The following is an 11465-nucleotide window of genomic DNA, read 5'->3' as shown; positions in this document are numbered from 1 at the left end:
TATTAGGAGCCGCTCTCGATGTGCTCGAAAAAGAAAAATTCGAAGCCCTGACCTCCGAAGAAAAGCAAAGGTTTGAGAACTTGTTCGCTCGAAAGAATGTAGTACTATCGCCACATGTTGCCGGGTGGACCTTTGCCTCCTACAAACGAATCAATGAAGTCTTGGTGAGTAAGATTGCCGGTTACTATCGTATCGACTGGAATCGCTAACTTTCCACTTAACTTATTTTTGCTAACTTTGTAGCTATACAATCGCTCAAGGGCGATTTTATGTGTTTAAGGCGGTTTCAGTTTGAGACCGTTGTTTTTTTGTGTGAACACTAAAATATTATAGATATGTCAAGTGTAAGTTATTACACCGAAGAAGGTTTGCAGAAGTTGAAAGATGAACTTCACGAACTAAAAACCAAAGGCAGGGCCGATATGGCAAGGCAAATTGCCGAGGCCCGAGACAAAGGCGACCTGAGTGAGAATGCCGAGTATGATGCCGCTAAAGATGCTCAGGGCCTGATGGAAATGAGAATTGCCGAACTGGAAACGCTGGTTGGCAATGCCAGAATTAGAAAACAGGAAGATGTAGATCTTTCTAAAGTGTCCATTCTTTCGACTGTGAAAATTAAAAACGTAAAGAATGGAATGACCGTAAAATATACCCTGGTTTCTGAAAAAGAGGCCGATCTTAAGTCGGGTAAAATCTCTTATGAGTCGCCAATTGGTAAAGGCCTGCTCAATAAAAAAGTAGGTGAAATTGCAGAGGTGAACGCTCCGGCCGGAAAGTTGGAATTTGAGATTCTGGAAATAACGCTAGACTAAGCTTCTACAATGGCAAGTATCTTCACCAAAATCATTAACAGAGAAATTCCGGGCCACATAGTGGCAGAGAACGATCATGCTATTGCTTTTTTAGACATTAACCCGCTCAATGAGGGACATACATTAGTGGTGCCTAAAAAAGAGATAGACAAGCTGTTCGATTTGGATGAAGATACTTACCTCAGGCTTCAGGCCTTCACTTTTCAGGTGGCAAAAGCCATAGAAAAAGCTATCCCCTGTCTAAGGGTGGGGGTGGCTGTAGTGGGCCTTGAGGTTCCCCATGCACACATACACCTTATTCCTCTGCACGGCATGCACGATATTGACTTTGGCCGGCCAAAGCTGAAGTTGTCTCCCCAGCAATTCGAAGACATTCGCCAGCAGATAGCCTCTCATCTATAGTTTTCTTAGCGCAAAACCTGTTTTCTGCCCCTTTCTTTGACCCAAACAGCTGTATGGCCGGGGTACAGAAAAAAACGGCATCTGTTTCCATAATCGGGTTAGGTAAAAATCTGATTTTGGAATTTTGCCGATTCCTTTATCTTTTCGCTTAAAATTGTGCGAACAAAATCCAATTTTTGGAGAAATCGTACGCACTGTATAAATGAGCGTTACCATAGACTATGTGGCCTATGGTTAAATAAATTCACCTATGAAAACAATGGCAGACAAATTGAAATGGACGGCCGGATTGCTGGTGGTCTTCCTTCTTATTTTAGCGACTAATCTCGTAGATCGGCAGCATTTTAGACGAGTGAAAGAATCGGTTGTTACCATTTATGAAGATCGGCTGGTAGCCAAAGACCTGGTATTTGAGCTTACTTTGCTGGTTGAGGAAAAACGTCTGGCCATTCTGCGCGATGATTTGGCCTTTTTTAATGGTCGGTCTAAAATGGTCAATGACTCCATCGGTCAGTTTGTAGAGCAGTTTTATGGCACTCGCCTCACTCGCGAAGAGAAGGGCTTTCTCGATTCGTTTGCCAGCCATATGAAAGAACTTAGGGTGCTGGAAGCCGATTGGGCCTCAAAAAACAAGAATGCTCAAGAGGCCAAGGCAGTATTTTTAGGGAGAATAGATGCCATGGAAAAAGACCTTTATGCCCTCTCTAAAATACAGTTAGCAGAAGGTAAGAGGCAGTTACAGAAGGCCACTAAATCGGTAGATGCCATGGACTATCTTACCCAGTTGGAAGTTATAGCCCTGGTAATTATTGGTCTCTCCATTCAGATTATTGTCCTATACAAGCCCCGAAACAAAGAAGAAAATACCTGATAAGAAGCTGTTTTTAGTACAGACAAACGTTGCATTGACCTTCGGTCGATTTTAATGAGGGCTTGTGGAGTTCTTTCTTCCTCCTTAAGCGCAGTTTTCATAGATTGGGCTTTCTAAAAAAACTCAATTCATGAAGAAACTCTTTACACTACTTTTTTCCCTGACCCTTCTGGCACTCAATGCCCAGGAAACGCCAAAGTGGATTCGATACCAGTCTATTTCGCCCAACGGTCAGCAAATTGCTTTTACTTATAAAGGCGACTTGTATGTGGTGCCGGTTGGTGGCGGAGAAGCCAGGCAGATAACTTTTCACGAAGCGCATGATTATATGCCCGTTTGGAGCAGTGATGGTCAAAAGATTGCCTTTGCATCTGACCGATACGGCAACTTTGATGTATTTGTGATGAGCGCCAACGGAGGCCCTGCTACAAGACTCACCTATCACTCTAACGATGAGAGCCCCTTTACTTTTTCACATGACGACCAGTCGGTGATTTTTGGAGCCCAACGCATGGATACAAAGGAGCACCGTCAGTACCCCACAGGCTCGCAGCCTGAGCTATACAGTGTGCCGGTAAAAGGAGGAAGAGTAGATCAGATCTTTACCATTCCTGCCGAATATGTGCAAGTGAGTAAGGATGGCAATACCATGATCTACCACGATAAAAAAGGAGGTGAAAACGAGTGGAGAAAGCACCATACCTCTGCCATAACAAGAGATTTGTGGATTTACGACAAAGCTTCAAATACACACAAAATGCTCACCAATAGAGCAGGCGAAGACAGGCAACCTGTTTTTTCTGCCGATGAGCAGTCAGTTTATTACCTAAGCGAAGCCAGTGGAACTTTCAATGTGCATAAAATGAGCCTGGCTAACCCATCACAAAGCCAGCAGCTAACATCTTTCGATTTACACCCCGTGCGGTTCCTGAGTTTTGGAGGTGGCACTCTAGCCTTTGGCTATGACGGAGAGTTATACACCATGCGCGAAGGCGCGCAGCCTCAGAAAGTGAATGTGACCATACGCACACAGGAGAAAACCAATAAAGACAAGTTTATAAGTATTAATGGCGGTGTTCGTGAAATGGCGGTTTCTCCCAACGGAAAAGAGATTGCCTTTGTGGCCAGAGGCGAAGTGTTTGTAACCTCTGTAGATGGTTCACTCACCAAACGAATTACCGATACGCCCGAAGCAGAGCAGTTTGTTACTTTCAGCCCAGATGGGAAGTCGGTAGTGTATGCCGCAGAGCGCAACGGTAAATGGAGCATTTTTAAGTCAACCCGGATCAGAGAAGCCCAGGAGCCATTCTTTTTTGCTTCTACTCTTTTGAAGGAAGAGCCCATGATTAGCGGAGAGGTAGATGCCTATATGCCTAATTTCTCGCCCGATGGAAAGAAACTGGCCTACATAAAAGACAGAAGAAATTTGGTGGTTAGAGATGTGGCTTCCGGAAACGAAGTGAGCCTGCTTACACAGGACGACCTCTTTCACATGAGAGACGGAGACAAGTATTTTACCTGGAGCCCGGACAGCAAATGGTTGCTGGTAGACTGGAGCAAGCTGCTGAACAATAGCGAAGTGTTGCTTTTGGCTGCCGATGGTTCTCAACGAGTTAACCTTACAGAAAGCGGTTATTACGATTCGTCTCCTAAATGGGTAAATGAAGGCAAGCAAATGATATGGTTTAGCAACCGGGACGGACTCAAAAGTTTGGCTACCAGCGGCAGAAGTCAGAGCGATGTATACACCATGTTCTTTACTCAGGAGGCCTATGACCAATTCAATATGAGCAAAGAAGATTATGAGCTCATGCAGGAGATAGAAAAAGAAACCAAGAAGAAGGAAGAGCCTAAAGAGGAAGATGGTGATAAAAAGAAAAAGAAAGAAGAGCCGAGAAAAGAAGAGAGTAAAGACCTGAAGTTTGATTGGGACGGAATGAAAGAGCGCAAGGCAAGGCTTACCATTCATTCCTCTTACCTGGGCGATGCAGTACTTTCTAAAGACGGAGAAAAGCTGTACTACCTGGCCAGCTTTGAGGCCGGACAAAACCTGTGGGTTACTAACCTGAGAACCAGGGAAACAAAGCAGGCCATTCGCTTGAATACCGGTTTTGGTTCAATGACCTGGGATAAAGACATGAAAAATCTCTACCTGTTGAGTGGAGGTAGGATTTCTAAAATTGACCCCGAAAGTGGTAAACAAGAAGGGATTTCCATTCGAGGCGAAATGACTTACGATGAAGTGGCCGAGAGAGCCTATATGTTTGATCATGTGTGGATTCGTACTAAAAACATTTTCTATGAGCCAACCTACCACGGTGTGGACTGGGAACTCATGCGCAAAGAATACGCAAAGTATTTGCCCTCTATTGGTAATGGCTATGAGTTTTCAGAAATGCTTTCAGAAATGTTAGGCGAGTTGAACGTTTCGCATTCAGGGGCACGCTATGGTAGCAGTATAGAAAACGCAGATGCAACAGCCTCTTTGGGCATCTTCTTCGACTACAAACATCAGGGGAATGGCATACACATTACCGAAGTAATTGAAGGAGGTCCTCTTGATAAGGCCAAATTCAATGTAGAACCGGGAATGATTATCCAGAAAATTGATGGAGAAACCATTACTCCCGATCGAGACATAGCTGCCTACCTCAACAGAAAGGCCGATAAGTTTACGCTACTGGAAATAACCGATGCCAAGGGTGAAAACAAACAGGAAATCACCATGAAGCCCATTTCTCTGGGAGCCGAAAGAGGATTGCTCTATGAAAGGTTTGTTCGTATCAACGAGGCCGAAGTCAAAGAGAAGTCCAACGGAAAGTTGGGATATGTGCACATTCCGGGCATGAGTGACGGCCCTTACCGTAGCATATTTGAAGATATGCTGGGCAAATACTATGAAACCAAAGGAGTAATTGTAGATACCCGCTTTAATGGCGGAGGCGATTTGGTTGCCGATCTGGCTATGTTCTTTACCGGAGAGCCATTTATAACCTATGCCACGGCTGCCAAAGTAGTAGGGGGAGAGCCAACCTCGCGCTGGACCAAGCCCACGCTGGCTATGTTCAATGAATCGAACTATAGCGATGGTCATTGCTTTGCACAGGGCTATACCGATCTTAAAATTGGTACTACGCTGGGTATGCCCGTACCGGGTACCTGTTCATTTGCCGGTTGGGAAGGTCTGCCTAATGGTGGTCGCTGGGGAGTAGTTCCGGTAAGTGCCAAAGATAAGAGCGGCCGCTGGATGGAAAACCTGCAAACCGAGCCGGATATCAAAATAAAGAATATGCCGGGCCTAATCGATAGAGGTAGAGATGAGCAGCTGGAAAAAGCTATTGAAACGTTGTTGAGAGAAGTAGGAAATTAATCTGTGTGTGGTTATGCGTTTGGCTAGATTGTCAAACGCATAACCACTATTTTTTAGAAAGGCTTTTATGGTACCTGCGGTAGATAGAGGTCAGGTGATTTTTAAGATCACCACCTTTCTTGAGCAAATTGGTTTGTCTGTTCGAGAAGCTATTCTCACCGGTGAAACCTTTGTTCCCGGTATTCGCATCGATCAAGGCATAATTCTCTATGATGAGTCAAAACTTACTTATCCGGGAGACCTTCTCCATGAGGCAGGTCATTTAGCTTTGATGAAACCCGAAGAAAGAGCATGTGCGTCCGGAGACCTGGAGCCGGGGGAGGGAATGAATATTAATAGTCTGGAGCCGGCAGCTATACTTTGGAGTTATGCTGCACTAAGGTATCTTGATTTAGATCCTCATATTGTTTTTCATGAAAACGGATACAAAGACTCTTCAGAATGGTATATAGAAAACTTTGAGGCTGGGAATTACATAGCACTACCACTATTGCAATGGATGGGCCTATGCAGAAGCGAAGAGGAGGTTGCCAAAGGCAGGGCAGGGTTCCCTGTGCTTACGAAGTGGCTCAGAGATTAAGAATCAGATTAAACTCGTTGCTTTCCTATTCACAGTGCCATTCTATCTGAATTCTGCATTCTTTAAATAATAATCGCGATAGAAGCTGTTTAAGGAGCGGGTCTGCTCCCAGATGAAAGCAGTGAGCACATGTATAGTTCCCACTTCAATAATGGATTATTCAGGCAATCTCATTCTCAAGTCCATATTTGCTAATGAGCTTCTTAGCCAGATCGGTAGAAGTTTCACTATTCATGGATAGAAGCGATTTAATCATCTCTATTTTAGCAGACTTGGGCTGGCTATCCATTGGGTCTGGTGCTTCTTCTCCTGTACTGATGATGCCTTCTTTTTCGAATAGAGAAGCTAGCCAGTCATTTACCTTCAGGTCAATTACTAAGTGAATCCGATCGGTTTGGCCGCCATTGTAAACACTATGCAACTCATTAAAATTGGCAAACCAGCATTCCCCCTCTTTCATGGGTAATTTTTCTCCTGCAACAATAAACTCAATTTGCGGATTGGTTTGCAATGGAATATGCAAACGAACGAGCCCGTCAAAAAAGCTTAGGCTGTGGTCTGAATGCTCTTTTATATGGCTCCCGGGAGTCAATTTGAGAATTCTGACTGCCGTTTTTTCACAGTGGAAGTAGTCCAGTATGGACTGAGTGGAGCTCATTAAGCCGGAATATTCAGTGTCTTGATAAATATCACTTTGTTGATCTCCGGCACTCAATTCGTGCCGGGCATCAACTGGTTTTCTTAAAGAAAGACCACTCCATTCCCCATCATAGTAGCCGGTATTGAAATGTTTCTGGCACTCAACGGATAAAGATTGAAACTCCTTGAGTATGGGTTTATAGTCGAACCGAAATGAAAAACGATGACTTGGCTTCATACTTCGCTGTGGGTTTGGTCTGGCTGGCTATTCATTGACTATTCTGGCATTTTCAAACCAGATTTTGATGTCGTTATAGCACAAAGTAAGTCCAAGAACATTGCCTTTTTTGCCAGCTAACTCCTTGTCAAAGAAAGCAATGGCTTGCCCCCAGTGATTGTCCTTTCTCTCTGGTGCACTAGAGATAGATATGTCATTGGTTAGGTTCAGTTTGAACCAAAAGGCCACACCATGAATGTTGTCATTCCGCGTTATTTCAAACTCAAGCTCTACTCTTTGGCTATGATTGCCCGGAATGGTTGGCCAGGGCTTTTCGAAGTTCACATGAAGTAAATCCTTTTCATCAGACATAAACTCATGCTCCGTAGCCGATAGCTTCATAGACAGATAGGCTTCAGCTACGCGAAACTTATTAAAAGGAGACAAATCGAAGCCCGAGATGTCTTTTATGGGATGAATTTGCTTTTGTTTCGGTAGGCTAATTATGCGGCCAACTACATTGGCCGATTGGGGAATAGTTTTGCAACCTGGTGCTCCTAAAGCTTCAATGGCATGTCTAAATGAAAATACCGCATGCTCTCCCAGTAGTCCTGAGTCGAATATTTCGGCCACAATAACATTTGGTTTTTCTTTCAGGTCGTTCGGTGGTATTTGCGTAGAGTATTTTTTAAAGAGCGTAATTTTTTCTGAGTATCCGTTTTTCTTGAAAATGTCTAGTGCAGCTTCGGCTAGTAAACCCGAACTCTCGCAGGTATATACATGTTTTGCACCAGCTCTTGCGGCCATCATGGAGAGAATACCACTCCCTGTACCAATGTCAAGAACCACTGAGTTTTCTTTTACCACCGATTCTATAGCCTTTTGGTATGCCTCGTTGCGCTCAAGGTCTGAGAGCATCTCCATGTGCCAGGGAGGAACGAAACGGGTATATATTTGGCTGCGCTTGTTTTTAATTTCCTCGTTTCCGGGGGCTAAATCCAAAGCTTTGGTATAGGCCTCCAAAGCCTTTTCAAAGTTGCCTAACTCTTCATACAAACCCGCCATTTGAACTTGAACCTGAACATTGTGCTGATAGGTTTTTCCCATTTCATCAAGCAAAGAAGCTCCCTGAGCTCCCTGCCCGTTAGAAATGAGAAACCGGGCATACTCAAAAGTGGTTTCCATGAATTGAGGCCCGAGTTCGAGCGCTTTTTTAAAGGCCTTTTCTGCTTCCGCAGTCCTGCCGGCAAGCGAGTATAACCGGGCAAGGTACAGATGGGACTGATGAACTTGAGGAGCTTTACGGGTGAGCTCATTCAGTAGTGCTTCTGCCTCCTGAAGTTTCCCTTCTTTAGCTTTTAAATCGGCCAGATACAAATAAGCATCAGGTATTATCGGCTCTTCTTGCAACAAGGGTTCCAGTATACTCAGTGCCTGACTTTTCTCACCCAGCATGTCGTGTACCTGGGCAAGTTGTAGGCTAACTTCTTCTCTTTGTGGTTTTAGTCGGCTGGCTTTGAGAAGGTAATCTTTGGCCGATTTAAGATCATTGATTTGTGTATACAGATAGCCCAGGTTGGAGAGACTCTCAAAATGATTAGCATCAACCTTCAGAGCCTGTTTCCAATGATTAATAGCTTTTTCTGCATTGCCTTTGTGAGCAGCAAGAATGCCCAGGTAAAATGAGGCATCTATGTTGTCAGGCTCTTTATGGTAAATTTCATTGAGTAATGACTCCGCTTCTGATAGGTTGCCGGAGTTAAAGTGCTTTAAGGCTTTTTCCAGATCTTCATGCATTGTATTGTGTGCATTCATGTAGTTTCGTTTTTTTAGGATTTCTAAATTAAAAGATAAAAATCTGACTTAAGACTTGAAATCGGATTCTTTTTCCACAGTTTTGTCGGAACCTTAATGCCAAACTATTCAATAAACAAATACATACCGAATGACTGATTTTACCCTTGGTGTACTTCTTCCCAGCTCATCTATTCTTCCTATGGCTAAACGTTTTAAAAGTGGGCTAAAGCGTGCTGCTAAAGAAGTGGGTATAGAACAAATGGAGTTAGAATTTATTGGCAACGGAAACCCTCGATTGGTGGAGGAGGTCATGAGGAAAATGACTGAATTTCATGAGGTCGATGCCATTACCGGTATTGTATCTAACCAAACTCTGGCTTTTTGTTCAAAAGTATTCGAGTCGGCTGGAGTTCCTATTGTGGTGAATAATTTGGGAGGTCATTTGCCAGAGCTAAAAGACCTGCCCAATAATGTATTTATTAACTCAGATCATATCTGGCAGCAAATGTGGAGCTTAGGATATTGGGGCACTGAGAAGTTTGGTTCAAAAGGAATGCTAGTAGGTGGAGTATATGATATGGCCTATAATTTCACCAAAGCAATGGATCTTGGCATGAAAAAGGCCAACCCTGATTCCAAGTGGTCTTTTGCCGTAACAAGACTTCCTCAGGGAGTAGACAATCTTTCAGACCCGTCAGTAGTACTCGATTACATAGAAAAAGATTCTCCCGACTTTCTTATTGCTGCATTTTGTGGGGAGGAGGCGCGGCTGTTTATGGAAGGTTTTATTAATAGAAAACTCCACCAAAAAGTGCCTTTGCTTGGGCTGCCTTATCTACTTAGAGACCTATCTTTTGAGCCCGAAGAGGCGTTTAAAGTATATTCCACTACACTTACCATGGGAGCTTCGCAGCCGCAAGAGGTAAACTGGTTTAATGGAGATGTTTTTGAAGCCCTTGGTTATGAGTCTGGGGTGTTGTTGGGTGCTAGTCGTGATGGGGGAGGAGTTTTACAGCTTTCGGGTATTGAAATAAATTCTTCCAGAGGAAGTTTTGTTCCGTCCAAAGCTCTGAGAGGAGAAGAAAGTGTGATTCATTTGGTTGAACATTTATATAAGGGTAAAGTAGCTTCCACCCAAAGTACCCTTGGCCGGCAACTAAGAACAGCAGCCCTTCATGAGCTCAATATTCCCCATTCCAATATGGTCGATTCCGGTTGGTTCAACCCATACCTTGGGTTGTAGCTCTAACGCTATGCGCTTTCTCTATTCTTTAGTTCTTGTTCAATTTGGGCAATGACCAGTTCATTGGCGCTGGAATTCATATTTATTAAGAGCTGCTTCATTTCTTGAAGTTCTTCTTTTTGCATTCTCGAATACCCGGTACCAAATGAAGGGGTGTAGTTGGCCTGAGAAAAAATATTGTCCCACCAGGCATTTCTTACACAATCCATTACTATATGTATTCTATCATGGTCACTTTCATTTCTTATCTCATGAGGCATGTCTAAATCCAGATACCAGCATTCTCCTTCCTGCCAGTCCACGGGTTTGTCATTCAATAGAGTAAGCATTCCATTAGGGTGTGAAACCGGAATATGAATTCGAAAAACACCGTTTTCATAATTTCTGGCTATGTCTCTATGTCTTCTAATTACACCTCCGGACCTGAGTATGTGAATTCGGTACGTTTCCTTATCAGACTTAATGCTGTTATATATTTTGAATAACTCGGGAAACTTAGTTAAAAGCTCATTCGGTATAAACCCTCCACTCTTTAAGTCAGGAGTTACGAGGTGAAGTGAAAAAAGCATGTCACGATCTACGAAAGGGTTGTAAATATCGTGGTAAAGTTCTCGGTCGATTGAATCGACCTCTTGTTTCAGTAGAGATGAGTTGAACCTGAAGGGTAGCTTAATAGATGTCATGTGTGTTTAATTGTTCTGCGTATTGGGTTGGTTAGAATTCCAACGAATATATGGCATGTTGATACCAATAAAAACTAGAGATGGTTGAAAGTCTTCATGCCAATTTAAAGAGCCAGGGAATTACCTGGTTTACCAAAAGTTATCAACGATAGGGCCAATTAGTATTTATCTGCCGAATCTAACCAATGGCAAAATCATTTTAGGAACTCTTGATTTAATTCGTTTACTTAATCAAAATTTTTTTTCAACAGTAAACATTAAATACTATGGAACCTTTTATAGGTCAAGTTATGCTTTTTGCGGGCAATTTTGCTCCCCGCGGATGGGCTTTTTGTGAGGGGCAGTTAATGGCTATTTCATCCAATACTGCACTTTTTTCAATCTTAGGGACTACCTATGGCGGAGATGGAAGAACCACCTTTGCCTTGCCCGATTTAAGGGGCAGAGTGCCAATTGGCCCTGGGACAGGTCCTGGATTACCAACTTACAGACTAGGGCAAAGAGGCGGCACAGCAAACACTCAGTTATCGGTATTGAATATGCCTTCGCACAACCACTTGGCGAGTATGGATAGTGTTACTGGTATAGTGCCAATTCCTGTAAATTCCGATTCGGGTAGTGAAGATGAAAGTGATCCTTCTAAAGGTGTGCTGGCCAACACGGGGAATGATAACTTTTCATCTGCGTCAAGTTCAAATTCTTTCTACAATGGTGGAAGTGTGAGTGTTCAATTTGGGGGGGCGCCAACTGTGGGTTTAACAGGGGGTAGTCAGCCGTTTAGTAATATGCAGCCCTACCTGGCCATCTACTACATCATAGCTTTGTTTGGAACATTTCCTTCAAGAAATTAA

The 11465-nt window shown here is 43.4% G+C and carries 10 protein-coding genes and 1 pseudogene; 8 read left to right on the top strand and 3 right to left on the bottom strand.

The genetic code is table 11. The features are described from left to right. The 6 genes and pseudogenes from B3763_RS10650 to B3763_RS10625 all read left to right on the top strand — a co-directional run. Positions 1-209: pseudogene (locus B3763_RS10650) on the top strand (phosphoglycerate dehydrogenase); the annotation flags it as partial. A gap of 126 nt (positions 210-335) precedes the next feature. After that, on the top strand, positions 336-812 hold the full coding sequence (gene greA, locus B3763_RS10645; protein ID WP_189629519.1) for a transcription elongation factor GreA: 477 nt from the start codon (positions 336-338) through the stop codon (positions 810-812). Between the two features lie 9 nt (positions 813-821). Next, positions 822-1214, top strand: a complete 393-nt coding sequence (locus tag B3763_RS10640) for an HIT family protein (protein WP_286746328.1) — start codon at positions 822-824, stop codon at positions 1212-1214. A 259-nt stretch (positions 1215-1473) separates the two neighbouring features. Next, complete coding sequence (locus tag B3763_RS10635) at positions 1474-2085, top strand: chemotaxis protein (RefSeq protein ID WP_286746326.1); 612 nt, start codon at positions 1474-1476, stop codon at positions 2083-2085. A gap of 130 nt (positions 2086-2215) precedes the next feature. Continuing rightward, the gene (locus B3763_RS10630; protein WP_286746324.1) at positions 2216-5455 is read left to right on the top strand and encodes a S41 family peptidase; all 3240 of its coding nucleotides are present in this window, start codon (positions 2216-2218) and stop codon (positions 5453-5455) included. A gap of 67 nt (positions 5456-5522) precedes the next feature. Continuing rightward, on the top strand, positions 5523-6035 hold the full coding sequence (locus B3763_RS10625) for a hypothetical protein (RefSeq protein WP_189629523.1): 513 nt from the start codon (positions 5523-5525) through the stop codon (positions 6033-6035). Positions 6036-6195: 160 nt separating this feature from the next. Here B3763_RS10625 and B3763_RS10620 read toward each other — a convergent pair whose 3' ends face one another. Continuing rightward, a complete protein-coding gene (locus B3763_RS10620; RefSeq protein ID WP_286746322.1) occupies positions 6196-6912 on the bottom strand; it encodes an aspartyl/asparaginyl beta-hydroxylase domain-containing protein in 717 nt (238 codons plus the stop codon). Positions 6913-6939: 27 nt separating this feature from the next. Next, positions 6940-8706, bottom strand: coding sequence for a tetratricopeptide repeat protein (locus B3763_RS10615; RefSeq protein WP_286746321.1), 1767 nt, complete (start codon positions 8704-8706; stop codon positions 6940-6942). A gap of 130 nt (positions 8707-8836) precedes the next feature. On the opposite strand from B3763_RS10615, the gene B3763_RS10610 reads away from it, so the two are divergent. Beyond that, positions 8837-9931 carry an ABC transporter substrate-binding protein gene (locus tag B3763_RS10610; protein WP_189629526.1) on the top strand — a complete coding sequence of 365 codons (1095 nt, stop codon included), beginning with the start codon at positions 8837-8839 and terminating at the stop codon, positions 9929-9931. Positions 9932-9939: 8 nt separating this feature from the next. Here the strand turns inward: B3763_RS10610 and B3763_RS10605 are convergent, their stop codons facing one another. Continuing rightward, positions 9940-10614, bottom strand: a complete 675-nt coding sequence (locus B3763_RS10605; RefSeq protein WP_286746319.1) for an aspartyl/asparaginyl beta-hydroxylase domain-containing protein — start codon at positions 10612-10614, stop codon at positions 9940-9942. Positions 10615-10880: 266 nt separating this feature from the next. On the opposite strand from B3763_RS10605, the gene B3763_RS10600 reads away from it, so the two are divergent. After that, on the top strand, positions 10881-11465 hold the full coding sequence (locus B3763_RS10600) for a phage tail protein (RefSeq protein WP_286746317.1): 585 nt from the start codon (positions 10881-10883) through the stop codon (positions 11463-11465).

This window comes from Roseivirga sp. UBA1976 (assembly GCF_002336325.1).
GTDB lineage: Bacteria > Bacteroidota > Bacteroidia > Cytophagales > Cyclobacteriaceae > Roseivirga > Roseivirga thermotolerans.
The sequence above is the reverse complement of the archived record's forward strand: the minus strand, read 5'-3'. Positions and strand labels throughout refer to the sequence as shown.